Origin of the sequence: Arthrobacter sp. efr-133-TYG-118, from assembly GCF_030209755.1 — a bacterium.
GTDB lineage: Bacteria > Actinomycetota > Actinomycetes > Actinomycetales > Micrococcaceae > Arthrobacter.
Genome location: NZ_JARVRH010000006.1, coordinates 139,646 through 164,536, shown reverse-complemented (window position 1 = coordinate 164,536; position 24,891 = coordinate 139,646). Strand labels below are relative to the sequence as shown.

At 61.9% G+C, this 24,891-nt stretch carries 24 protein-coding genes; 12 read left to right on the top strand and 12 right to left on the bottom strand.

The annotated features are described in order from the left end of the window. Positions 1 to 45 precede the first annotated feature (45 nt). A complete protein-coding gene (locus tag QRN59_RS05870) occupies positions 46 to 855 on the top strand; it encodes an IclR family transcriptional regulator (protein WP_284981562.1) in 810 nt (269 codons plus the stop codon). Positions 856 to 1,395: 540 nt separating this feature from the next. Here the strand turns inward: QRN59_RS05870 and QRN59_RS05865 are convergent. Continuing rightward, positions 1,396 to 2,502, bottom strand: coding sequence for an NAD(P)-dependent alcohol dehydrogenase (locus QRN59_RS05865; protein WP_284981561.1), 1,107 nt, complete (start codon positions 2,500 to 2,502; stop codon positions 1,396 to 1,398). A 782-nt stretch (positions 2,503 to 3,284) separates the two neighbouring features. Between QRN59_RS05865 and QRN59_RS05860 the strand changes: the two genes are divergently transcribed. The 8 genes from QRN59_RS05860 (at position 3,285) to QRN59_RS05825 (ending at position 12,138) form a co-directional block, all read left to right on the top strand. Next, entirely contained in the window at positions 3,285 to 4,445 is a 1,161-nt protein-coding gene (locus tag QRN59_RS05860) for a sugar ABC transporter substrate-binding protein (protein ID WP_284981560.1), read from the top strand. Positions 4,446 to 4,507: 62 nt separating this feature from the next. Beyond that, positions 4,508 to 6,079, top strand: coding sequence for a sugar ABC transporter ATP-binding protein (locus tag QRN59_RS05855; protein WP_284981559.1), 1,572 nt, complete (start codon positions 4,508 to 4,510; stop codon positions 6,077 to 6,079). 64 nt (positions 6,080 to 6,143) lie between these two features. Next, entirely contained in the window at positions 6,144 to 7,196 is a 1,053-nt protein-coding gene (locus tag QRN59_RS05850) for an ABC transporter permease (protein WP_284981558.1), read from the top strand. A gap of 79 nt (positions 7,197 to 7,275) precedes the next feature. Beyond that, a complete protein-coding gene (locus QRN59_RS05845) occupies positions 7,276 to 8,406 on the top strand; it encodes an iron-containing alcohol dehydrogenase family protein (RefSeq protein WP_284981557.1) in 1,131 nt (376 codons plus the stop codon). Continuing rightward, positions 8,403 to 9,332: an MBL fold metallo-hydrolase gene (locus QRN59_RS05840; RefSeq protein WP_284981556.1), complete on the top strand. Its 930-nt coding sequence runs from the start codon at positions 8,403 to 8,405 to the stop codon at positions 9,330 to 9,332. Before QRN59_RS05845 ends, QRN59_RS05840 begins: the two co-directional genes overlap by 4 nt. Beyond that, positions 9,329 to 10,048: a class II aldolase/adducin family protein gene (locus QRN59_RS05835; RefSeq protein WP_284981555.1), complete on the top strand. Its 720-nt coding sequence runs from the start codon at positions 9,329 to 9,331 to the stop codon at positions 10,046 to 10,048. Before QRN59_RS05840 ends, QRN59_RS05835 begins: the two co-directional genes overlap by 4 nt. Positions 10,049 to 10,069: 21 nt before the next feature. Continuing rightward, complete coding sequence (locus QRN59_RS05830) at positions 10,070 to 11,548, top strand: aldehyde dehydrogenase family protein (protein ID WP_284981554.1); 1,479 nt, start codon at positions 10,070 to 10,072, stop codon at positions 11,546 to 11,548. Between the two features lie 368 nt (positions 11,549 to 11,916). Further along, on the top strand, positions 11,917 to 12,138 hold the full coding sequence (locus QRN59_RS05825; RefSeq protein WP_284981553.1) for a hypothetical protein: 222 nt from the start codon (positions 11,917 to 11,919) through the stop codon (positions 12,136 to 12,138). Positions 12,139 to 12,555: 417 nt separating this feature from the next. Here QRN59_RS05825 and QRN59_RS05820 read toward each other — a convergent pair whose 3' ends face one another. The 10 genes from QRN59_RS05820 to QRN59_RS05775 all read right to left on the bottom strand — a co-directional run bounded on the left by QRN59_RS05820 (position 12,556) and on the right by QRN59_RS05775 (position 21,837). Next, positions 12,556 to 13,761, bottom strand: a complete 1,206-nt coding sequence (locus QRN59_RS05820; RefSeq protein ID WP_284981552.1) for an acetyl-CoA hydrolase/transferase family protein — start codon at positions 13,759 to 13,761, stop codon at positions 12,556 to 12,558. Between the two features lie 2 nt (positions 13,762 to 13,763). Further along, entirely contained in the window at positions 13,764 to 14,939 is a 1,176-nt protein-coding gene (locus QRN59_RS05815; protein WP_284981551.1) for a thiolase family protein, read from the bottom strand. Beyond that, positions 14,939 to 15,703: an SDR family NAD(P)-dependent oxidoreductase gene (locus tag QRN59_RS05810; protein WP_284981550.1), complete on the bottom strand. Its 765-nt coding sequence runs from the start codon at positions 15,701 to 15,703 to the stop codon at positions 14,939 to 14,941. Before QRN59_RS05810 ends, QRN59_RS05815 begins: the two co-directional genes overlap by 1 nt. Then, entirely contained in the window at positions 15,703 to 16,119 is a 417-nt protein-coding gene (locus QRN59_RS05805) for an acyl-CoA dehydrogenase family protein (RefSeq protein WP_284981549.1), read from the bottom strand. Before QRN59_RS05805 ends, QRN59_RS05810 begins: the two co-directional genes overlap by 1 nt. Positions 16,120 to 16,209: 90 nt before the next feature. Beyond that, positions 16,210 to 17,460 carry a CaiB/BaiF CoA transferase family protein gene (locus tag QRN59_RS05800; RefSeq protein ID WP_284981548.1) on the bottom strand — a complete coding sequence of 417 codons (1,251 nt, stop codon included), beginning with the start codon at positions 17,458 to 17,460 and terminating at the stop codon, positions 16,210 to 16,212. Further along, positions 17,454 to 18,194 carry an HTD2 family dehydratase gene (locus QRN59_RS05795; RefSeq protein ID WP_284981547.1) on the bottom strand — a complete coding sequence of 247 codons (741 nt, stop codon included), beginning with the start codon at positions 18,192 to 18,194 and terminating at the stop codon, positions 17,454 to 17,456. Before QRN59_RS05795 ends, QRN59_RS05800 begins: the two co-directional genes overlap by 7 nt. A gap of 158 nt (positions 18,195 to 18,352) precedes the next feature. Further along, a complete protein-coding gene (locus QRN59_RS05790) occupies positions 18,353 to 18,775 on the bottom strand; it encodes a MaoC/PaaZ C-terminal domain-containing protein (RefSeq protein ID WP_284981546.1) in 423 nt (140 codons plus the stop codon). A 2-nt stretch (positions 18,776 to 18,777) separates the two neighbouring features. Further along, the gene (locus tag QRN59_RS05785; RefSeq protein ID WP_284981545.1) at positions 18,778 to 19,275 is read right to left on the bottom strand and encodes an FAS1-like dehydratase domain-containing protein; all 498 of its coding nucleotides are present in this window, start codon (positions 19,273 to 19,275) and stop codon (positions 18,778 to 18,780) included. Positions 19,276 to 19,353: 78 nt separating this feature from the next. Continuing rightward, positions 19,354 to 20,928: an AMP-binding protein gene (locus tag QRN59_RS05780; RefSeq protein WP_284981544.1), complete on the bottom strand. Its 1,575-nt coding sequence runs from the start codon at positions 20,926 to 20,928 to the stop codon at positions 19,354 to 19,356. 60 nt (positions 20,929 to 20,988) lie between these two features. Beyond that, positions 20,989 to 21,837: an SDR family oxidoreductase gene (locus tag QRN59_RS05775; RefSeq protein ID WP_284981543.1), complete on the bottom strand. Its 849-nt coding sequence runs from the start codon at positions 21,835 to 21,837 to the stop codon at positions 20,989 to 20,991. A gap of 134 nt (positions 21,838 to 21,971) precedes the next feature. On the opposite strand from QRN59_RS05775, the gene QRN59_RS05770 reads away from it, so the two are divergent. Further along, positions 21,972 to 22,109, top strand: coding sequence for a hypothetical protein (locus tag QRN59_RS05770; RefSeq protein WP_284981542.1), 138 nt, complete (start codon positions 21,972 to 21,974; stop codon positions 22,107 to 22,109). A 69-nt stretch (positions 22,110 to 22,178) separates the two neighbouring features. Here the strand turns inward: QRN59_RS05770 and QRN59_RS24530 are convergent, their stop codons facing one another. Beyond that, positions 22,179 to 22,454 carry a tyrosine-type recombinase/integrase gene (locus tag QRN59_RS24530; protein ID WP_350225220.1) on the bottom strand — a complete coding sequence of 92 codons (276 nt, stop codon included), beginning with the start codon at positions 22,452 to 22,454 and terminating at the stop codon, positions 22,179 to 22,181. A gap of 538 nt (positions 22,455 to 22,992) precedes the next feature. On the opposite strand from QRN59_RS24530, the gene QRN59_RS05765 reads away from it, so the two are divergent. Both QRN59_RS05765 and QRN59_RS05760 read left to right on the top strand, forming a co-directional pair. Next, positions 22,993 to 23,433, top strand: a complete 441-nt coding sequence (locus QRN59_RS05765) for a MarR family winged helix-turn-helix transcriptional regulator (protein ID WP_284981541.1) — start codon at positions 22,993 to 22,995, stop codon at positions 23,431 to 23,433. After that, on the top strand, positions 23,426 to 24,856 hold the full coding sequence (locus tag QRN59_RS05760) for an MFS transporter (RefSeq protein ID WP_284981540.1): 1,431 nt from the start codon (positions 23,426 to 23,428) through the stop codon (positions 24,854 to 24,856). The genes QRN59_RS05765 and QRN59_RS05760 overlap by 8 nt, the downstream gene beginning before the upstream one ends. Positions 24,857 to 24,891: the final 35 nt, after the last annotated feature.

Here is a 24,891-nt window from a genome sequence, read left to right as displayed (position 1 = left end):
GTCCACAGTCAGAAGTCCGCCAAGAGGGGATCTAAGATCAAGAGCATGGTCGAGAAGCAGAAATCAGACACCGCGTCGAAAAGCAGTGCCTACCGCGAACGCAACAGCACCGCCGATAAAGCCCTTGACATCCTGGCGCTGTTCACCCCTGACAGGTTGACCGTTTCGGCGATCGATGTGGCGCACGAACTGTCCGTGGCCCGCTCTACCGCCTACCGCTACTTGTTGACTTTGGGGTCCGCGGGATACCTAGAGGAAAACCCCAGCGGCGGATTCCGCCTGGGGCTAAAGGTATTTGAACTGGCACGGCTGGCCCGGGCCTCCTATGGACTCTCGCAACTCGCATTGCCCACATTGCACGTCCTCGCTCAGCAAACCGGCGAAACGGCCCTGCTCACAAAACGCTCAGGCAACCGCGCCGTTTGCCTTGAAAAAGAAGAGCCGAACGACCAACGGATGCGCGTGTCGTACGAGAGGGGAAGCGCCATGTCCCTGAACGCCGGGGCGTCGGCGTGGGTTCTGCTCGCCTGGGAGGAACACGAGACCGTCAAACGACTGCTACTCGAAAACCCGCTGACTGGTTTCACGGAGGCAACACTGACCACCGAGAATTCGGTGTACGAACGGCTCGCCCTCATCCGGTCCGAAGGGTTTGCTATCAGCCGGGGAGAGCTGGATCCCGATGCAATCGGGATAGCGGCTCCTGTACGCGACGACCAGCAACGGGTGGTGGCGGGCATAAGCCTGGTTGCCGCCATCCGGCGTGTTCCGGACTCACGAATCGGGGAACTGGTGGAAAAGGTCAGAACCGCAGCCGACCAAGTCTCAGAACTACTGGCCCTGACGATGCAGTAATTGTTTCGTTGCTCGGGAAGCCCCTCGATCCCATCAGCAGAACCGGGATGACGTGGGGCTGGAAGGAGCACCTGGCACAGGTTTCCTGCGACTCGCAAGGGATCTCAGTGATAGCGGCGAGGCCGAGCTAGAAGGCCAAGAGCAGGTCTGGTATCGAATGCTGCCAGCAGCCTGTCCATGTGTGCCCTGGCCAGCGCAAAACTTTCGCGGCGGCTTCTCACGGACCACCCTGGGGCAGGCCCAATCTGAGTACGCTCCCGCGTGGCCTGGACCTCCCAACCCCTGGCCATCGATGACTGAGTCTGGGGACGATCCGGGTCTCATTTTGAAGAAGGTCCAAACTCCCGCACAATGTCCACTTCTGGCAAGTGCCATCGCCGCCGGGCATAAGCCTCCCGAACGCGACAGCAATCCAAGGAGGAAAAGGCACAGGTTTTCGGTCCGGATCCACCGGGCGAGAATAGGCTCCCAGCGGAACAGCCACGGCACGCTGACCGGCGTACATTCCATATTCTGGCGCGTATACGCTCAGCACCCTCGTCACGGGAACACTAAGACCGGTTTCACCGACTTACCGCTTAATGCGTCTGCCACTGCCTTGTTGAGATCAGCGAAGGGGTACTGGGTCACCAGACGCTCGAGGGGAAGAAGCTTGGCCTCGAAAAGTTTCACGAGATCAGGGATGAACTCCTGTGGGTGCCCATCGCCTTCGAGGACGAAGGAAATCCGATGACCTGCCCCCAGTGACGGGTTGAGATCCAAGCTGATTTCATCCCCGGGCAACGGGGCACCGACGAGCACCCCATGCCCGCGGATACTCAGCATATCGAGCATTTGACGGAATAGTCGCGGGCTTCCGGCAGCATCGACTGCGTGTTCGACACCACGCCCGCCCGTTATCGCCTTGACGGCCGATACCGGATCCGACTTCGCCGCATTGACGGCATGTGTTGCTCCAAGCTCCAAGGCAAGCTCCAGCCGACTTTCGACGATGTCGATAGCGATGATCGTTGTGCACCCCGTCAAGCGTGCGGCGAGCAGCGCCGACATCCCGACCGCACCGGCACCGAGCACGGCAATCGACGAACCGGCCGGGGGGCGGAGCACATTAAGAACGGACCCCGCACCCGTCATCACGCCGCATCCGAGCGGTGCGAGCACACTCAGCGGCAAATGATCAGGTACCCGTACGGCCGCGTGCTCGGACACGTTCGTGTGCGTGGCAAACGACGACTGACCAAAGTACCAGCTGCTGACAGCCGATCCGTTCTCCAGCAGGGAGGTGCTCCCATCAGGTCGCGTGCCGGAGAAATTGAATTCAGCCGTACGTTCGCAATTGCCAGGGAACCCCAGCCGGCACTGCCGGCACTGCCGGCAGTAGTTGAAGCCGAGTACGACGTGATCTCCGACCTGGAGGTTGCTGACATCGGCGCCGACCGCTTCGACGATCCCCGCGCCCTCGTGGCCCAAGACTGCTGGCAGTGCAATCGGGTAGACCTGGTCGCGGGAGAGGACGTCCGCATGACAGATGCCGACGGCAATCAGGCGCACCCGAACTTCGTGCGCCTGCGGGGGCGCGAGTTCGAGCTGCGTAAACTCAAAGTCGCCGCCTGGTTCACGCACGACCGCAGCGGTAATAGTGGTCATGAATCCGCCTCCACACGCCCTTGGCACCCAGACGAACTGAGACCCAGGACCGAAGGGAGCCTCTCGCTATCCGGGGTGATTTGATCCCCGTGGTGCTGTACAACCGCATGAGTCGTCATCGCTTGATACCTTCCGTGGACCGTTCCTCGGCGGCCCAGCCGAGGCCGCCATCACAAGAGTCTAACGCGTGGATATCCTGATAAATAGGTATTCATTCCTAATTATCAAAAAACATGGATGCCTGGATGGCGGAATGACCCGAAGGCCCCGTGGAATCAAGACAATGAGCAGGCCCACCCTCAGTCAATGGGACAGGCACCGTCCGGCCCGCCGCGCGTTGGGCGGCGGGCCGCACAGGATCGTTCCCCGCCTGTCAACACCTTCATGAAACTCTCCCCGGAGAAGCGTCGGATGCGAGATCCTGTTTTTCGCGTATCCATTCCTTGTAAATAGGACATAGCTACGTTATGGTGTGTTCATTATCACTATCGACTGCACACCAAAGTGGTGGCCGCAGCGGAGCGACAACGGACTCACAGCGAACCTGATGTAGCCGTGTCCGAGTCCGGTTCGATGGGGATGACCGCGGCCGTTCCTCCGACCAGGTAGACCGGTCGGTCATCGTTTTCAAGCCACGCTGCAAGCCGGCCCAGGATCAAGCCCGCGTTGGCACGAAAAAGTGCCTCCGGGACATATTTCACGTTCCTGGCGCTGCACCGCACCCCACGACGCGACATCCAAAGACCCGAAGTTTCGCAACGACGCGAAGGAGAAACAGAAGCATGAACCACACATCAGCCCGAGGGCAACAGGGCAGAACCTACCGAAAACCGCTGACGATCGTGACGGCGGCAGCAGCGATCTCGCTACTGGCAGCCTGCGCCCCCACCGGATCGACGCAGAACCCGTCCGCTTCGGGCGCAGGCGTGGTCGAACAAAACAAAGAATATGCAAGCGTGCCTGCGCCCGGGCCGGCAATCAACGTGAGTGCACTCAAGGGCAAGACGGTCTACTGGATTCCCATCACCAGCCAGGCACCGGTCTTCTCCGTCGAACAGGCCGCCGCGACCGAGGCCTTCGCCGCCGTAGGCATCAAACTGCAACTTTGTGATGGCGAGGCAAACCCAGCGGCTGTCGCAAAATGTGTCAATCAGGCGATCGCCGCCAAAGCAGGAGGAATAATCAGCCCTTCCATCCCGCCAGAATTCGCCCAACAGGCCTACAACTCCGCCATCGCAGCCGGAATTCCGCTCGAGTTCGTGAACGCTAAGGACGCCACAGTTCCCGCAGGGTGGGAAAAGCTCGCAGCCTCATTCCCATCAAACTTCGTCGACCAGGCGAAAATCAACGACGACCTGATCATCAAGGATTCCGACGGCAAAGCCAACGTCCTGATGATCAAAGTCACCGACAGCAGCGTCACCACTCATGCCTTCGACGTCGGCATGAAGAAATACCTCCAAGACACTTGCGCCGGCTGCACCATCGACACAGTCGAGGTCGGCAGCACGACAGTGTCCAACCTGGCGGCCCAAGTCAGTGCGGCACTGGTAAAGAACCCCAACATCGGCTATGTGTATCCCGAATTCGACTCCTTCGCCGCACCCGTCGTTCAAGCAATCCGTCAGCTCAACAAATCCTCATCTGTCAAAGTGGTCACCATGCTCGGCCAACTCGACGGACTCCAGCGAGTTCACGACGGAGCCGCCTTCGCGGACACCGGATACAGCCTGGCCGCCCTGGGCTGGAACGAGTCGGACATCATGCTCCGACTCATGCTGGGCAAGACCCCCAACGTCGAGGCGTACCGCACGCCGATCCGCACCTTCACCAGCTCCAACATCGGAAATTTCGAGCTCACCCAGGCAGGCTGGCAAAGCGGAAAATGGACGTCCGACGACGACTTCCGTGCAATGTACAAAAAACTGTGGTCCGTCGGCTAGAGCCGCGTCCCTGGCCCCTCCCCCAAGCATCCTCAAGCAGCAAACGCACTGGAGCACGACGAATGACAACGCACACACAATCTGACATCGGCTACTCCGGGGCCCGCACCGAGCCGCGGCTGCTGATGGCCGGCATCAACAAGACCTTCGGGCGGAATACCGTCCTGAGCGATGCCGGTATCGAGGTGCTTCCCGGGGAGATCCACGGCCTGCTGGGCCAGAACGGCAGCGGAAAGTCAACGCTTATCAAGGTGCTGTCGGGGCTCTACCGCCCTGACAGCGGCGCTGTTATCCGCGTCGACGGACAAGACGTCATGCAACCGGTCACCCCGGTCGGCATCATGAACCATGGTGTGACCATCGTCCACCAGAGCCTCGGGCTGATCCCTGGACATTCGGTCACGGAAAATATCCGGCTCGGCACCTTGTCCAAGCGGCGCTTCGGCCAATTTATCGACTGGTCCTACGAGCGGGAGCAGGCAAGGAAGACCCTCGAACGCATGCACTCGGACATCGATCCTGACCGGCTCGTCGACCAGCTGCACGTTGGCCAGCGTGCGACAGTGGCCATCGGTCGGGCCCTTCAGTCGATCGTCCCCGGGTCCGGATGCGTCATTCTCGATGAGTCGACCCAATCGCTCTCCCGGGAGGTTCTTCCGGAGTTCTACGACACGATCAGACGACTGGCACGGCAGGGAACATCCATCGTAATCGTCAGTCACCGGCTAGATGAAGTTCTCGCCCTGGCGGATCGCGCAACGATCCTTCGTGATGGCCGCGTCACGGCCGCGGGCGTTTCCACCCGCGGCATGTCAGAGGCAGAACTCTCCAAGCAGATCCTGGGGCGCCAACTGGTCGGATTCAGCCGTGTCGAAAAGTCACCGGATATTGCGACCCACGTGTCGCCGGAGGGAGACAGCGTGGTGCAGCTCCGAGCTGTCAGCGGGTCGATCCTCCGGGGGATCGACATCGACGTAAAGGCGGGAGAAGTTCTCGGAGTCATTGGAGCAACCGAAGCCGGACATGAAGAACTGCCTTACCTCATCACCGGCGCCCATACCTCCGAGGCGGCAGGGACGATCGACGTCACGGGAGACGTCCGTAATCTGGGAAGCCTCCACGTTGAGCAGTCCTTGGCCGACGGCGTCGTTCTCGTGCCGAACGACCGCGCCGGACAGGGACTCGCCGTCGGTGAAACGGCCGTGGACAACGTCACCTTGCCACGCGTCGGCGCCAATTCGCCACGTGGAGTGCTGCGCGGTGCGTGGCAGCGCCAAGAGTTCATGACGGCGTGCGCCATGCTTAACATCTCGCCGCCCGATCCAGAGCAGCTGGCGGGATCGTTCAGCGGAGGCAACCAACAGAAATTGCTGCTGGCCAAATGGTTGCTGCAGAGACCTCGTTTTTTCGTTCTCCACGAACCTACGCAAGCCGTAGACGTCGGGGCTCGGGCGGATATCCTCCGCGCGATCAGCGCAGTGGCCGCGGATGGCGCGGCCGTTCTCGTCTCCTCGATCGAAGCGCAAGATCTGGCATTGATCTGCGACCGGATAGTCGTACTCTCCGAAGGTCGGATCTCCCGTGAACTGCGCCGTCCGTTCACCCCTGATCAGGTCCTTGAGGCCATCGCATGAGACAAGAACTCACTGATCGTAGACAGCAATGCCCACCATCACACGGATTCCGAAGGATCGCACCATGAGCAATTCACCCCACCCATCCATCGCCGCCGATGCGGGTGTTTCAACTGAAAAGTCTCCCGCCGAACCGGGCGCCAAAGCGCAGGAGCGTCACAGCCTCGGCGATCTCCGGCGACGGATCGCCTCCCGCTATGGGATCGTTTTCGTTTGGCTCCTCATGGCGGCTTTCTTCGCCGGGCTCGCCCCCAGGACATTTCTCACGTTCGGGACTTTCCAGACGATATTCGGTTCACAATCGACGTTGGTCTTCCTTGGGATGGCTGCCGTTTGCACCTTCGTTGTCGGCGAATTCGACCTGTCAATCGCGTCGATGATGGGGCTTTCGGCGACCGTTCTGCCGGTACTGGTGGTCAATCAGGGTGTGCCGGAATGGCTTGCCGTGATCATCGCCTTGGCGGTCGGGGCAACTGCCGGGGGTGTCAACGCATTCGTTATCGTGAAATTGGCTATCGATCCCATCGTGACCACACTGGGCATGAGTGTGCTGCTACTCGGAATAGCGCAGGCTATATCCAACCTCGTGGCGGTGACCGGACTCAGCTCCGGCTTGGCAAATGCGGCTGTTTACAATGTACTGGGCCTCCCGATCTCGTTCTACTACGGACTGATCGTAGCGATCACGTTCGCGGTGGTTCTCGCGTTCACGCCTCTCGGACGACACATGACCTTTGTTGGCGCGAACCGTGAAGTGGCTCGGCTGAGCGGAATCAAAGTCCAGCGAATTCGATACGGCGCCTACATTTTTTCCGGGCTAAGTTCCGGAGTGGCGGGTGTTCTTCTTGCCGCGAGCGTCGGGGGGTTCGACCCGAGCACCTCGGGGTCATATCTTCTGCCCGCTCTCGCGGCAACATTCCTTGGCACAGCCGTAGTCCGCCCAGGAACCTTCAACCCCATCGGCACCCTGATTACGATCTACTTCCTTGTGACCGGCATCGTCGGACTCCAGCTGCTCGGCTATTCCAGCTGGGTGAGCAACGTCTTCTACGGGGCCGCCCTCATCATCGCGGTCACCGTTTCGACTATCGCCCGTTCCCGTCTTCTGCGCCGCTGAGCCCCCTTGGGCCTGATCTGTCCACCGACACCAGCGCGTGCCACCAAAGACAACCACTCTTGAAACGAAGGAAGCTCACTTGAATAAGGAATTCACTGTTGCGACGCGGGTCATCACCGGCCTCGGGAGCTTGGCGTCCCTGCCTGCTGAAATTCAGCGGCTGGGCGCCGAACGCCTTGTAGTGGTGGCCGACCGAGGAATCGACGAGGTAGGGCTGCTCGATAGTATTCTCCGTGACGTACCCGCGGAGATAATTGCCGGGCGACTGCTCATTGACCCGAATCCGGATGTTCACGCTGTCGAGATCTCGGCCCACGAGGCACGGGCGGTGCGCGGCGACGTTGTTCTCGCCGTCGGAGGAGGCAGCGCACTGGGTGCGGCCAAGGCCGTTGCCATCCGGCTCACTAACCCTGCACGCATCGATGAGTATAAGGGCGTCGGCCAGGTTGAGTTCCCCCCTGCACCTACGATCGCCGTTCCGACAACAGCAGGCAGCGGCAGCGAAGTATCCACTGTCCTCGTTCTGCACGAAGAGGGCCGGGAGGACGAACTCGTTGTTCGCTCCCCCGGCTGCGAGCCCCGCGTCGCCATACTCGACGGGACAGTGCTCCGCGAACTGCCGTGGGCCCCTCTTGTTTTCGCTGCATTGGACGCCCTCTCACACTGTATCGAGTCAAGTTGGGCGCGCCGCAGCTCGCTATTCACCGAGGCGTTGGGACAGCATGCCGCCCAGACCATCATCGACACCCTTCCAGTAGCCGCAGCTGGAGTCTCGTCCGGGGCAAACGCGGCTGGCACGAATGACGACGTGCTGCAGGTTCTCATTGAAGCCAGCTGTGCCGCGAACATGGCCTGCGGCAACAGCGGACTCGCACTGGTGCATGCTCTGTCAACAGCACCGTCCGTGCACATCGCTCACGGACTGCAAAACGGCATCCTGCTCCCGCACGTGGCTGTATTTAACCGCAGGATCTCCTCCCCGGCGACACAGGCGCTTGTTGATCAGCTCGCTCCCCTGTATGAGCGTATCGGCTTCACACCCAGATTCGCAGAGGGAGCCATCGGTCCCGCCGAGGTGGATGCCATGATCACTGCGAGCACGGGTCATCCGTTCCGGCTCAATAACCGCATCGAGGCCACAGACAGTGCACTCATGATGATCCTGCACAAGGCCGGCGCGCTGGTCCATCAGAACGTGTCGCAGCCGTGACCGGCCACCCGCCAACGGAACTTCCCCCTGGATTCGCTCGCTTCGAACACGGCTCACTGCAGTGCACCGTCGTCTCGGACGGCATCATCCGGCTCGGGCCGGCCAGGGAAAGCTTCCCGAATGCCGAACCGGCAGAAGTCGACGAGTTACTCACTCGCCACTACCTGCCGACCGACGCCGTCCACCTCAACCAGAACATACTCGTGGTCAATACCGGCGATACGCTCGTGATGTTCGACTCCGGCGTGGGCACCGATCCCGAACTCGGCTTGAAGACATTCGGTGACGAAGCAGGCCTCCTGATCCGCAACCTGCGGGCAGCCGGAATAGAGCCGGAACAGATCGACCTGGTTGCACTCACCCACGCACATCCCGATCACGCTTGGGGCCTGGCGGACGGCGCGGGCGCACCCCTCTTTCCCAACGCAAGCCTCGCCATCGGCCGAGCCGACTACCAGCACTGGACAGACCTATCGCGGGTCCCCGACGCACCCACCGAGCATCAGCAAGACCAGATCAAAGGAGCCCACAAAAACATCACAGCCTACGATTCCCGCCTGATCTTGCTGGACGGCGGAGAACAAATCGCTCCGGGCATCCGCGCCATTGCCACACCGGGACACAGCCCGGGACACATCGTTTATGAAATCACCAGCGGGGACCAAACAATGATCTGTTGGGGCGACCTCTGCCACCATCAGGTGCTACTGCTGGAACATCCGGAGTGGAACTTCATGTTCGATCACGATGGAACCGGAGCCACCGAGCAACGGGTGCGGATCTACGACTACGTCGATGCCAACCGCTACGCAGTCTTCGGCTACCATTTTCCGTTTCCCGGACACGGTCATTTGCGCCGTGACCCCGGCGGGTTCACCTGGATTCCATCGGACCTACCGCGTCGACTACCGGAGCGAAGTAAATGACCACCGGCGGCGGCGGGGATTTTGGAGCCCGCCATCTGATCGTACAGGCTTGCCGGGTCCTCAAGGCGAACGGACACGACGACTACATCTGGGGTCACGTCGCCGTGCGAGACGCAGCCGGCCGGGGGTTCTGGATGAAACCAGCGGGGTTCGGATTCGAAGAGGTTCTCGAAGACGACGTCATTCTGATCGACGGCGACGGCAACATTCTTCAAGGGGACCGGCCACGCCACTCGGAGTGGCCCATTCACACCGAAATCATGGCGGCAAACCGGGAAATCGGCGGCGTCGTGCACACGCATCCACCGCACTCGATCGCGTTGGCTGCGACGGGCCTGTCCCTTCGAGGGCTGTCACACGCCGGGACGCTGTTCACCCCTCCTGACGTACCAAGATTCGACCTGACGGCGAACCTCATTGTTGACCGGTCGTTGGGCGGCGCCTTGGCCCAGACCCTCGGCGACCAGAGAGCGGCGTTCATGGTCAACCACGGCATCGTCACGACCGGAGAAACCCTCCAGGAGGCTGTTGTACGTGCCGTGCTGCTTGAAAAAGCGTGCAGCCAACAGTTACTCGCACAAAACACCGGCACCGGCCTGATGTGGCCGTCCGATGAAGAATCACTGGCCAAACGGAAAACCGTCTGGCCACCCGCCCACCTCGAGGCCCTGTGGGACTACCTCGTGCGCGCCCTCCCCGTCGAACCCAACCGCTAAACATTCTCAGGAGATCTGATCGTGAAGACAACCACCACCCTCAACAACACCGCCCTCACGACCACGCCCATGTGGATCGGAGGCAGAGAAGCTATGGCATCCGACGGCTCCACAGTTGATGCCGTCAATCCAGCTACGGGCGAGCTGACTGCCAGATTCCCGGCAGCCACCGCAGCAGACGTGGATGCCGCAGTGCTCGCCGGAAAGCGTGCCAGTGCGCAGTGGAAGAAATCGACCCCGGAAGAACGCAGCGCCGTACTGACGAGGCTGGCCGCAGTGATCGAAGAGCACGCCGAAGAACTGGCCGATCTCGACGTTGCCGACAACGGTAGCCCGATCCGCGAAATGCGTCGCGACGCCTGCATGGCCGTCGACAGCCTGCGCTACTACGCCGGCCTCACGCTGCAGCTGCGGGGCGAAACCATCCCCTCCAGCTTCGATCGAATCAACTTCACGCTACTGCAACCGTACGGCGTTGTGGCCCGGATCATTCCTTTCAACCACCCGTTCATGTTTGCCGCATCGAAGATAGCCGCACCCCTCGCAGCCGGCAACGCGGTGATCGTGAAGCCGAGTGAGCACACCAGCCGTTCGGCCCTGCGACTGGGAGAACTTGCACAGGGCATCATTCCCGAAGGCCTGCTGAGCATCCTGACCGGTTACGGCCACACAACCGGCGACGCCATCGTTCGCCACCCCGACATTCGGCGACTGGCCTTCATCGGCTCTGCCGACACCGGACGTGCCATCCAGGCCACAGCGGCATCAGTCGCTGTCAAGAATGTCACGCTCGAGTTGGGCGGCAAGAACCCACTGGTCGTCTTCCCAGACGCAGACATCGACAAGGCCGTCCTCGCAGCACAGCGCGGCATGAACTTCACCTGGCAGGGACAATCATGCGGGTCCACCAGCCGACTGATAGTCCACCGCGACATCTACGCAAACTTTATTGATACCCTCGCCGAGAATATCGAGGGGATGAAATCCGGCTCTCCGACCGACGAATCAACCCAAACCGGGTCCATCGTCAACGCGGTGCAGTATGACAAGGTCCGCAGCTACATCGCCATCGGTCACGACGAGGGAGCCCGCCTGATCGCAGGCGGGCAGACACTGACAGAGGGCGAGTTCGCAAACGGCTTCTTTGTCCGCCCAACGCTATTCGCCGATGTTGACCCTAAGTCCCGTCTGGCCCAGGAAGAGATTTTCGGCCCGGTCCTGGCAGCGATGCCATTCGACGACTACGACGGGGCGCTCACGATCGCCAACAACGTCCGGTACGGCCTCACCGCGAGTGTGTTCACCGAAAACCTCCGCACGGCCCACCGCTTTGCACGCGATGTGGAGGCCGGTTACGTGTGGGTGAACGAGGTATCCAAACACGTCCACGGCACCGCATTCGGCGGCGTCAAGGACAGCGGGCTGGGACGCGAAGAAGGCATCGAGGAACTCATCTCCTACACACAAGCCAAGAACGTCCACCTCAATTTCGAAGCCTGAACTGAGGGGACGCGGAGATTTCGGGCCCGGTTTCTTTGCAGATCGGGTCTCCAGCGAAGAAGACCCGCTGACGGACAGCACCGCGGCCGCGAAGCTCCGCAGGTCTTGGTTCAAGGAAAGCTCCATGACGTCGACGACCTTTTGGTCGTGCGAAGAAGTTCGCCATGCACCCGCTTCGGGCCCCGCCCGGCTTACGCAGAGGTATCTCCGCGGGGACGAGGAGATAAGCCAATGGCTGCCGCCAACGGGCTGCTGCTAACCGTGCATGTCCCGATGCAGGTCAAGAATGTCCCAGTTCCCGATGCACAAATGTTAGTCCCCCGCCCCGCCGTCCTCTCAGACTCCACCAACCTTTTCCAGGAATTACCATGACATTCCCTCCAGCACCGACTACGAGGTCCGTTACGGCCACTTCCCGTTCGAATCTCGATTCCCAGCTTGACCAGGCCGTGGAGGAACTCCTCGGGCCGGCCACTAAGCAGCAATGCGGAATTCTCGTCACGCGCGACAGCGTGGACGCCTTTACTGTTCGGCTCGGCCCTTCCGTGCCATTCGGTTCCATCCGTGAACGCGACGAGTGGGAGCTATGACAACTGTCTGCACCGACTGAAGCCCTCACCGGAAGGTGAATGCCTCGCTTGAGACAGAGCCCAGTGATTCTACAGCTTGCCGATGCCTATTGAGGTCTTGGGCAACTTAACTGAGACAGGACACGCTCAATCAAATCGCTCCCTACTCCCTACTGGCCGACATATGGGTGCTTTTCGGCATACCGAGAGATGTCCGGGCTCTTATCGAAGCCTCCGCCATCGGCTAGAAGTCGTTGGCCGGTAACGCGAATCACACCTTCACGTCCCGGTGGAGACTCACGGCCGAGCCAAATGCCTGGTTACCAGCTTCGTCACTGCGTCAACCTCGGCATCGGAATTCCGACCAAAGCCGCACCGAAAGGCCCCGCTGACCGGTGAAGGCGAGCAGCCCGACCTCTGGGACCTGAACCTGCCTGGTCATTTCAGTGCGCGGAAAAGTGTTTCCCGATGCTCGGGGGCGGCGATCGCGGCGAGCCGTTCTCCTCGCCCTGATAGCGGTACCCCACGCAGCCACGCGGCCCCGTGCTCAGTGACGACGACGTCGACGTCCGCTCTGGCGGTGCTGACGGGTCCGCTGAGCGCAGGCACGATGGTCGAGGCTCCGCGCGAGGAGGAGCGCAGCGCGATGATGGAGCGCGCGCCGGTGCGGGCCGCCGCACCCGAGAAGTCCGCTTGACCGCCTATGCCGCCAAGGTATCGCCCGCCTGCGACCTCGCTACCCACCTGACCGCTCAGATCCACTTCGAGGGCCGAGTTGATCGCCACAAGCCGGCGCAACTGGGCGAGCACGCCGGGGTTGTGGGTGTAGCTCGCCGGCCGGAACACGACGGGCAACTCGCCCAACCGGGAGTACAGCTCAGCGCTGCCAATTGCGGTGCCCGTCACCAGCAGGCCTGCGTCGATCTCTTTGTGCAGTCCACTGAGCACGCCCTTCTCTACCAGTCGCAGCACGCCGTCGGTGAGCATTCCGGAGTGGAAGCCAAGATCGCGGTGCCCAGCGAGTCCGTCCATGATCGCCGACGGCAGCGCGCCGACGCCCATCTGCACAGTATCCCCGTCCTCGACCAGTTCAGCGACGCGGGCGGCGATCGCCTCGTCGACGGCATCGGGGGCCCGGCCCGGCGCCTCCGGAATGGGCCGGTCCGTCTCGACGACAGCGGCGAACCGGTCGAGCGGGATGCCCGGCGTGCCGGTGGTGGCAGGCATGCGGTGGTTGATCTCACCGATTAGGAGCCGACTTTGAGGGGCAGCGTCGGCCGCGTAGTCCACCCCGATACCGAATGAGCACACCCCGTCCGGGCCCGGCGGTGCGACCTGCAGAAACCCTACGTCGCCGGGAAGAGCGCGCTCAGCGAACAACCTGGGGAGCTGTGAGTAGTGCACGGGCACAACCTGCAGCCCACGGGCCCGGCGCAACTCCCCCATTGCCCCGTAGGAGGTCAGCGTGAGCTGGTCAGGGACCTCGCGGAGCCTGCGGTTGAAGGTGAGGCCGCTGAACGCGCGGACCGGCCCGATGTCGGCGACCTGATCGAGCAGCGCGTCGACCAACGGCGCCGCCTCGGCCCCTGCCTGGCTCCACCAGACACCGTCGCCGGGCTTGATGAACCGGCGGAGATCGATCATCGTCAGACCCGCTGAACAAGGGTCCCGGTCCCGAGCCCACCGCCGCAGCACATCGTGACCAGTCCCAGCTCGACGTCGCGACGCTCCATCTCGGCTACAATCGTGGCCAGTAGCCGCCCACCGGTGGCACCCACCGGGTGGCCTAGGGCAATGGCGCCACCGTTGACATTGACCCGGTCCATGTCCGGCTTCAGCTCACGCTGCCAGGCAAGTACCACCGAGCTGAAGGCTTCGTTGACCTCAAACAGGTCGATGTCGGAGATGCTGAGTCCGTTGCGTTCCAGCAACTTGTGGGTAGCCGGAATGGGGCCAGTCAGCATGATCACCGGATCCACGCCGACCGTGGTCTGGTCGAGGATCTTTGCCCGCGGAGTGAGTCCGTGCTCGTCGACTGCGCGCTGTGAGGCCAGTAAGACGCCCGCCGCGCCGTCGCAGATCGGCGATGAGGTGCCCGCGGTGATCCGACCGTTCTCCTTGCGGAAGACCGTGTTGAGCCCAGCCAGGGTGTCGACAGTGGTCTCCGGCCGAACCGCCTGGTCGCTGCGGCGCACCTCGCCGTCGAGTTCCCAGCCGATCACCTCGCTGTCGAACCGGCCTGCCGAGATCGCCTCGGCCGCCAGCCTGTGCGAGCGCACCGCGAACTCGTCCATCTCCTTTCGGGAGACGTCCCAGCGCTCGGCGATCAGCTCGGCGCTCTCGCCTTGCGTCACGAAGTCGAACTGCTCCCACATCCGAGCGGTCCAGGGCTCGCCGTACAGCTCGGAGACTTTCGCCGGGGAACTCATCGGGATGTGGCCCATGTGCTCCACGCCCGCCGCAATCACGAGATCGTGTACGCCGGATGCGACCAGCGACGCTGCCATCGCGCTTGCGGTCTGCGCGGACCCACAGCGGCGATCCAGCGTGACGGCCGGGACTTCGGGCGGGTAGCCCTCCTGCAGCCAGGCATTGCGACCGATGTTGCGGGACTGCTCGCCGAATGCCGCCGTGCAGCCCACTACGAGGTCCTCGACGACCCCGGGCGCGATCCCGGCACGCCGCAGCAGGTCGCGGTAGACCGCACCGAGAAGATCGTTGGGGTGTGTGTCGCGAAACCAGCCCTTCTCGGCGTGTGACTTCCCGAAGGGCGTGCGGGCAGCTTCGGCGATAAAGACTTCGCGGCCTGTGAAAGGACTCATCAGATGACCATCCCGCCGTCGACCGGCAGTACTTGACCGGTGATGTACGCTGCCGCGGCCGAGGCGAGGAAAATAAAGCTTGATGCGATCTCGTCCGGTTCTGCCCAGCGCTGCAACGGGATCCGCGCAAGATTCTTCGCCGCAAGCTTTTCGTTGGTTCGGATGTTCTCCGTCATAGCAGTGGCCGCCAGTGGCGCCAAGGCGTTGACGGTGATCTGCCTGCGCGCCAGTTCTTTTGCCAGAGACTTGGTGAGGCCGATGATCCCGGCTTTGGCAGCGCCGTAATTGGCCTGGCCGATCGTCCCGACCAGCCCCGCCGCCGAGGTGACATTGAGGATTCGGCCAGAGCCGTCGTCAGGGATGAATGGCAGCGCAGCCTGCGTACAGGTGAACGATCCGATCAAGTGGATCTCGACGATCCGACGGAAGGCCTCCTCGCTCAGCTCGGGGAACATCGCCGGAGCGATCGCGCCCGCGTTGTTCACCATGATGTGCAGCGCTCCACCACCCATGTCCGAGGCCTTCGCGGCAGTGGCGTCCGCCGCCGCACGATCACGGACGTCGAGCACCTGGCTGTCCGCCTTGCCACCGGCCTCGACGATCTGATTCGCGACAATGCGTGCGGCGTCCTCATTCACGTCCGTGACGAGTACCGCGGCGCCGGCGCGCGCGAACGCCCTCGCAACCGCCGCCCCGATGCCGCTGCCCGCGCCGGTGACCAATGCGGTGCGGCCGTCGAGTGAAAATACGTCCAGGGCAGGCATCAGTAGCTCCTCGGCAGGCCCGGCAGGTGCGAGCCTATGTAGTTGAGCACCATCTCTTGCGAGGTCGGTGCGATTTTGAGCGGGCGTGCCTCCCGGAAGTACCGTGCCACGTTGTACTCCTCGGAGTAATCCATCCCGCTGTGTGTCTGGACCGCACAGTCCATGGCCTCGAAGCCAGCGTCGGCGCGCAGGTACTTCACCGTGTTTGCCTCGCGACCACACGGCTTTCCCTGGTCGTATAGCCGGGTCACTTTTCGCAGCGCCAGCTCCGCTGTATCCAGTCGCGCCAGCGAGTCCGCGAGCAGGAACTGTACGCCCTGATTCATCCCGATCGGGTGCAGGTCGTCAAACTTGCCGTCCAGCTCGCGAACAGCGTCCTGGTTTGTTGCTTGATCCTCAGTGAGCTCGAAGTCCACCGCACACCTCCTCCGACCGCGTCATCTCTGCGCGGTCGATCGTCTTACTTGACCTGCTTTATGATTTCTGTAATCTTCCGAATTGGGTGATCAAATGACCTCCGCTGTGCGTAGTGCCGCGATCTCGTGCGGTGCATACCCTGCTTCGGCAAGAACTTCATCCGTGTGCTGGCTCAGGGTTGGCGCCATCCGATCTAAATGGCCTCCGCCATGGGCCAATTGAAAACCGAGACCGGCGAGACGTAATTTGCCATGGGAGGTATCGAGCTCGTGAATTGCATCGCGTGCGACGATCTGTTGATGGTCGATTACGTCTTCGACCTTCCAGATGGACGCGCATGGAGCGCCAGCAGAGTTGAGGACCGTCTCCCACTCCCTCGCAGACTTTGTTGTCAGTGCGGTCTCGATGACCCGCCGAAGCGCAGCCTCGTTTTCGCGGCGCATCGGTTCAGTCGAGAATCGGGCGTCTTGGGCGGCGTCGGCGCGGCCGAGGCTTCGCATCAACGCCTCGAATTGTTTGTCGGTGACCACAGACAAGAGAATGGCGCCATCGCCGGTCTCGAAAACGTCGGCTGTTGGCGTCGGCACGGCCGCCTTGTTACCTCGCAGCTGAGACGGCTGTCCCTCGGCGATGGTGTGCTCGGCTATAGGTCCCGAAAGGAACGCGAGCGTGGCCTCCAACATCGATACATCGACCAGTTGCCCTCTGCCGGTATGCGTCCGTTGAAAGAGGGCGCTCGAGATCCCTAATGCTGCGGTGGCTCCGGCCACGATGTCACAGAGTGAGAAGCCAGTTCGGGTTGGCCCCGTGCTTTGGTGGCCGCTCATCGCCATGATCCCGGACATCGCTTGAATTTTTCCGTCGTAGCCGGCGCCGAGTCGTTCCGGACCCGTTTGACCGAACGCACTGAGGGCGCAGTAAATGAGGAGCGGATTGAGCTCGGACAACGCTGCGTAGCCAAGCCCCAGTTTGTCCATCACGCCAGGTCGAAAGTTCTCGACCACCACATCGGCCGTACTGGCCAGTCGTTTTGCGATTTCGACGGCCTGTGGCCTTTGCAAATCGAGGGCGAGACTTCGCTTTCCAGCGTTGATCGCCTGCCAACTCGGAGCGAGACCTCGTTCTATCCATTCTCCACTCAGCAGAGTGTTGCTGAGGTCCCAGGAGCGCATAGCCTCGCCCTCGAGTCGCTCGACCTTGATGACATCGGCACCCATCAGGGCGAACTGGTAGGTCGCGTAGGGACCAGCGACCAGCTGGGTGAAATCGAGAATCCGCACGCCTTCGAATGGTCTGCATTCAGAATTCCATTTGGCGGATGAGTCGTCGGCGCTCACCATGTCGCCTCCGCAGTCATGCAAGGGGTGCCGGCCGGATCTGCGGTCCAAAGTTCGATCCCATTCACCACAGGGTTGGCGTTGACAGTGAACTCCCCTTCGAACATCGTCGCGACACCTCGGTGTCTGAAGTTCTTCGGCGGCTCGGCGCCGTGTAGTTGGATCGCGTATTCGAGCAGTATTGCCGCCTGGAGGGGCCCATGGACCATCAACCCGGGAGACTTCTCGATGTCGGTCGCATAGGGTCGGTCGTAGTGACTGGGATGACCGTTGTGAGTCAGTGCCGAGTACCGGAACAGCATGGCGGCGTCTGCGTGCATCACGCTCGAATGCTGAGTCCTACGGGCCGGTGGTCGTGGTGTCGGCGCTGGCTTGACCGTGGGTTGGGGTGCCGGGTTGAGGAAGACCAGGTTCTGGGTGTCCTTGGTTGCGACTCCTCGTGCCGTTGAGTATGTGTGCTGGATCGTGACGAAGCAGAGCGGGCCGGAACGGCCGTACTTCAGCTCGACACCGGCGATCTCGGATCGCCTAGTCACCTGGTCGCCCACGCGCAGCGGTTCGATGAACTCGGTCTTGCCGCCGGCCCACATTCGCTGCGCCAACGGCACTGGTGGCACGAAGCCGCGCTCGTCATCGGTTCCGGTGGCGGCGCCGGGTCCGGACGTGAGGTTCAGTAGGTAGCACCAATGCATTGACGGCGGCGCAGCGGCGCCGACCTGACATTCTGTAGCACTCACAGACAGAATTGCTTGCATTGCACGGACTGCGCGCGCGCTGACCAAGTCTGTCGCTTCCTCGACGTTCCCGATCCATGTACGCAGGTGATCAAGGTCAAGCGATGCGCTCATCCGTGAGTGCCCGCCGGTTCTGGTCTCGAGACTCTGTTGTGATCGGTTCACGGATCAACCCGAACTGTTGCACGGCCCGAGACGACTATTTCGCCATCCTGATTGACTGTGGACACGGTGAGGTCCACCAGGTATTCGCCATTCTCGTGTCGGATGGCGCTAACGGTGGCCTCGGATTCGAGCGTGTCACCGGGCCAGACTTTGTCCGTGAACCGGACGCCGAACTTCGTTAGTCGCGTGTCACCGGCCCAGTTGGTCAGCATCTTGCCCGTCAGCCCCATTGTCAGCATGCCGGGCGCGAACACGCCGGTGTAGCCGCCGACTTGTGTCGCATAGACCTCATCGGTGTGGAGCGGGTGATAGTCGCCAGCCGCTCCGGCGTACTGCACAATCTGAGTACGCGATAGGTTCTCGCAGACGCGCTCACGATGGGTGTGGCCAATCGTCAGTTGCGAGGCTTTCAAAGCCATAATTAGCCCTCTCCTAACACCGCATCGACGAGAGGCAGGATCGTAACGCCGACGTTGCGGGCTGTGATGACCAGCTCGCCGCTCGCGTCGCGATAGGTCGTGATGCGTTCGCGAAAGATCAACTTGCTGGTTCCTCTGCGTTTGCTTTGCTTTTCCCAGACCTTTCCGTTCTCCATCTCCACGGTTAACACGTCTCCGGGTCGCAGTGCTCGGTGGTAGGTGTATTCCTGCTCGGCGTGCAGGCTGCCTCCCGAGGCCGGCTTGTCGGTCGATCCCGTCGGCGACTTGCCGGAACCGAACCACATTTCGCCGGGCCTCGGTCGCACCTGCTGAGGGTCGAATTGCGCGACGGCTTGAACGAAGGTGGGAGGAGCAATCACTCCCTTTGCCTCAGTCTCGTTCGCCGCTTGCGTGTCACGGTAAACCGGGTTGTCGTCGCCGATGGCGCGAGCGAACATCATGATGTGTGTGGCTTCAACGGGAAATGTAATGTTCGGCACTTGACCCTCCTAGAATGTTGGCGATCTGGATGTGAGTTGGCCTTTCGGGCGTCTGTTGCGCTAGACCTGAAATTGCGTTCAGTACTGGGCGGTATCCATGTCGCGCAACACGCGGCGCAGCAGTTTGCCGGCCTCCGACCTGGGCAGCGCATCGATGAATCGGATCTCCTTGGGTTGTTTGATGCGCCCCAGCTGACTTCGACAGTGCGCAATCAGCTCGGCACGCAGCAGTTCGATGTCGGCGTGACTTCCATCCGGCACGACGAAAGCAACGGGTCGCTCTCCGAATTCGTCATCCTTCATACCGACAACTCCGACTTCACCGACTCCTTGCGCATGCTCGAGCGCCTGCTCGAGTTCCTGCGGGTAGATGTTGACGCCGCCAGAGATGATCACGTCGTCAAGGCGATCCGATAAGAACAAGTAGCCGTCTTGATCGATGTGTCCGATATCGCCGAAAGTCTGATATCCCTGTTGACTGGTTCGAGAAGCGGTCTTCTCTGGCTCACCGAAGTACTCGAACGGTGCGGTCCCTCTGAAGAAGACCCTGCCCGTAGCACCGGGCCTCAACTCTTTTGAGTCCTCGTCGAGGATGTGGATCGCACCCTTGCGCGCTCGACCGACCGAGCCGGGTTTTTTCAGCCATTCTTCGGTCGTGATGGAGCAGAGGCCGACGCTCTCAGAGCCGGCGTAATATTCCTCGATTATGGGGCCCCACCAGTCGATCATCGCCCGTTTGAGCGAAGGGGAGATCGGGGCTGCCCCGTGATAAGCAGCGCGATGTTGAGGAGCGCGAAATGCGCTTCTGCGATCTTCGGGCAGTGCGAGCATGCGATGAAACATCGTCGGCACCCATTGCGAGAGCGTAATTTCTTCCTGCTCGAGCAGGGTCAACGCCCGGTCGGCATCGAACTTCGTCATGAGAATAGTAGAACCGCCAGAGGCGATCACTGAAAGCGACCACCTCAGAGGACCGGCGTGATACAGGGGGCCGGCCGACAGGTACCGATCACCAGGGCGGAAATCGAACAAGGCCACTAGGTCCCGGGCAAACGTTGGAGGGCCGTGCTCAACCTCCTCGATCGCAGGCAGCGGCCGCCAGATTCCTTTGGGAGCTCCCGTCGTTCCGGAGGAATACAACATGATCGCTCCGGGCGATTCGTCGCTGATGGGTCCGGCCGGCATGCGCGCGAGTGCGGCTTCAATCGGCTCGTAGCCATCGATAATCCCGCCCAGCGAACAGAATCGGCGAACCAGGCTTTCCGCTCGCGGCAGTTCACCAGTTGTTCCTGCGAATCCAGGCTCGGAGATCACCATCTTTGCCTGGCAGTTGGCGACGACATAGGCCATCTCGCTCGCAGAGAACGTGACGGGAACGGGCGTGAAGTACAGGCCTGTGCGGTAGGCCGCCCACGCGATTGCCAGCATGTGCGCACCATTGCCAAGAACCGCGGCAAGATGGTCGCCGCGCTTGAGACCGGCGTCGCGAAGGACGTGCGCGAACCGATTAGTCAGTCGTTCGAGCTCGCCAAATGTCGTCGCGAGTCCGTCGACCTCTTTCACGGCGAGCCGGTCGGGCTCCCGTCGGGCCCATTCCCGCAGACCATAATCCATTGCTGTACTTGCAACAGAATCGTGCATATCGATTGACACCTTTAGAGTCCTTATGCTCGTTACTAAGAAATTCGAAGAGTGTGGGGCCGCGCCGGTGCCCTAGGGCATTTCCTGCGGCGTTTGTTCCGGTTCGCCGGCATAGTTACGCCCACCAAGCAGTGAAATGCCACCGTCCACGGGTATCAGCGCCCCGGTGATGTAGCTGGCACGTTCTGACCCCAGGAACAGCGCCATTTCCGCGATGTCATCGATCGTCCCGACACGGCGAAGGGGAATCCGTCCTTCTATGCGCGAACGTTCGGTGTCTGAAACCAATTTGGCCAAGCCGCCAGTGTCGGCGATGGGTCCAGGCACGATCGAATTGACGCGCACGTGGTACGGGCCCCATTCGAGCGCTAGTACGCGCATGACCTGATCCAGGCCCGCCTTGGCGGCGCAGACGTGGACCTGCATCGGCGACGGGAACGTCGATTGGGGAGCCGAAATATTGATCAGAGACGCGCCAGGCCGTCGCAGGAAGTCGAATCCGGCGCGGAGCACGTGGAACGTGCCAACCAGATCGATATCGATAACCGCTCGGAATCCATTGGAGGAAATGTCGAGTGCAGGCGCCAGGAAGTTGCCGGCGGCCCCCGAGACGAGCACGTCGATCTCGCCAAACTCTTCGTGCGTTCCAGCCAGACTGCGCCGCACGGCTTCCATGTCGCGAACGTCGCCCACGAAGCCCAGCGCTTCATTGCCATGACGCCTGAGCTTCGCTGCGGCCGTTTCCACACGCTCGGCATTCCGGCTCATCACCGCGACCCTTGCGCCTGCTTTTGCATACGCGTCCGCAATGCCGAAGTTGATTCCGCTCGTGCCGCCCGAGACGAAGACGGTCGATCCGCGAAAATCATAGCCAGTAGGCGTCATCTCACGCGACGGTTGTGGAACCTCCAGCATGTTCATCCTGCCATTCGAGATTTAGGGGACTTGGTACTGCCGATCATCCGCTCGTCGCGGCCGCTATCCCTGGTGACTTTCCGCCCCACGGAACCGAACCCCAGGAACAAGCGCGAGGACTTCCCGCTTCGGGGAGGGTCGTGGGGTTGACCAGCGGAGACACGATCGATCTGATGGAATCGCTCCCGACCCACCACCAGCGCAAGAGCGCGTTGCGTGCCGTTGGCCTGTCGGCAGGAAACCAGATCTGGAGACAGCATGAACCCGAGATCCAGTGAAACGGTCAGAGAGGTCGTTCTCGTCGTGATGTGACACGCGCTGGGCCGTCACGCTCATGCTGGGCAGGGTCAGTGCAGGAATCGCAACGCCACGCTCGAGCACATCCTTGAACTGCAGCCGAAGAAGGGCCGGCCCCACCACAGGAGGACGCATGCGCGCAGGTGCTCGGTATCGGTGCTCAGATACACGTTGGTGGAATCCGGGCTCGAGTGGCCAAGCACCGCCGATATCGTCGGCAGGGGTGTTCCTGCACGCAGGAGTCTGGACGCAGCATTGTGCCATAACAACCTGGTCCCAACTCTCGGGTGATCCACCCCGGCTGCTTTGAAGACCCTCCTGGTCACTTCGTAAATGGGCGCATGATCTGCCAGCTCGGTAGGAGGCGCCACCGCACTAAAAACACGTGGTCATCCCCAGAATCCGGCCGTTCATCGAGAACAAACTCTGCAAGCTTCCCAGTTCGCGAGGAAAGGAGCGACGAAGGAGCGACGAACGACGGTTTGGATGGTGCGGCGCTCCGCGCCCTGGTTGCGCGGAGGACCCGTCCAGCGACCATGGAGCATCAGAACGACAGAGAGCGAGGAACGCTTCCGGTAATTCATGAATGCTCGACAGGGATGAGGCATGATGTGAGCCCTGCGGTCTGGTCCTCCAGAAAGCGGCAGCCCCACGGGCGGTCCACGCACCGCGGTGATCTTCTAAGTCGCGTTTTGCTTGTAGGGCGACGTCGCGATCCGGGAACTGCTCGCACCATCGCTTTAGGGCTGCCCATTTCACGGTCCGGGCTCTAAATGGCGGACGACGCGGTCCTCGTTCTCGTAGTTTCGACCCGGATTCCCAACTATACAAGTAACTTGATCAAGTTGCTTGTATAGTTGGGGGATGACCGATGCAAAAGCGACGGACCAGGTAATGACCCGCTCCTTCTTCGAGACGCTGCTTCCGCTGTTGAGGCGGCTGAATGCCGAACGAACGCTTTCCTCGGGCAAGTTGGGCGTGCTCCGCCATGTGGCAGAACACGGGCGTACTCCGACGACGGAATTGGCTGCGGTCGTCCATGTGAGCCCCCAGGCCATTTCGCTCGCCGCGCGTGAGCTGGAACGTTTGGGGTTCGTGTCGCGCGTCCCTGACCCGGAAGATCGTCGCCGGGTATGGATTGAGGTCACCGACGCGGGGCGGCAGAAGCTGGCCCAGGAGTCCGCGGCCGGTCATGGCTGGCTTGACCGGGCAATCACGGAGCGGCTGACACCGGAGGAGCGGAAGACGCTTGAAAATGCCATCCCCGTTCTCCGGAAGCTCGGATCGGAGGGATCCGTTGACTGAACGCGCGGAACGCTCGCGCTTGATGCCGGCCCTGGTTTACGCGGCGCTCTCCACGGCGATCGTCAGCTCGCTGGGCATGCTGTTGGTGCCGACCATTTCCCGCGAGATGGAGGTGTCGGTCAGCACGGCGCAGTGGATGCTCACCATCAACCTTCTGGTCGGCGCCATTGCGACCCCCGCCATGGGCCGGCTCAGTGACGGACCACATAAGAAGCGGCTCCTTCTGTGGTCATTATCGATCATACTCGTCGGGTCCATCATCGCCGCGGTGGCGCCAAACTTCACGGTGTTCCTGATCGGACGGGCGTTTCAGGGCCTGAGCTACGGGATCGTCCCGGTGACGATCGCCCTCGCCCGCCGCTACGTCGCCGCCGACAAGGTGCAGTTCTCGATCTCCAGCCTGTCGGTGACCGTGTCGACAGGGATCGGGATCGGCTACCCCTTGACCGGAATCATTGCGGGACTCTTCGATTTCCGGTTCGCGTTCTGGTTTGCCGCACTGTTCGTGGTCACGGCCATCGTGGTCGTCTACCGCGCCGTGCCTGCAGGCCCTGACGAGCATGCCCCTCGGGTGCCCTTCGACTACACGGGCGCAGGTCTGCTCGGTCTCGGCCTCGGCGCCCTGCTGTTGAGCGTCAGTGAAGGGCCGAACTGGGGGTGGAGCTCGCCGTGGACGATCGACACCCTGATTTTCGCGGCAGTCGTCCTGGCGTCCTGGGTCGGGGCCGAGCTGCGGGCCAGGCATCCCTTGATCAACCTTCGGGTGCTCCGCAACGGGGAAGTGCTGCTCGCCAACGGCACGGCGGTCGGGTTGGGCGCCGCGATGTACATCGGCCTTTCAATTTCCAGCCTCGTTGCCCAGGCTCCTGCTTCTACCGGCTACGGCATTGCCCTGCCTCTGTTCTGGGCCGGATTCGTCATGTTCCCGTTGTCGGTGGGAAGCTTCGTGGCCAATCGTCTAGTGCGCCGTCTGTCGCGCCGGGTCAGCCTGACGGCACTGTTGCCGATCGGTGCCGGCATGATGACGGCAGCTGGAATGTTGCTCTATTTTGCCCACGCCGGACTCTGGGAGATCCTGATCGGTATGTTGGTGTTCGGTCTGGGAATGGGTGCCAGCTATGCGGCCATGCCGGCGTTGATTGCCCGCAGTGTAGCCACCGAAGAGTTGGGTAGTTCGGTGAGCTTCAACCAAGTCCTGCGCACCGTAGGAAGCTCCTTCGGCACCGCGGTGGCGGGCGCAGTACTCGCGGCGAACATGGCGCCGGATCTTCACCCGAGCGGCGCCGGAATCAGTGCGACGTTCGCGCTCGGAGCAGTCCTCTGCGCGGTGGTGTTCATCGCACTGCTTATCCACGCCCTCATGACGCATGCTCCCCGGGCCGCCCGCGGGCGGAGCGACGCCCGGGTAGGTGAAGCGCGGTAGCTGGCTGGTGGTAATTACGCATACGGGCGAGGTGT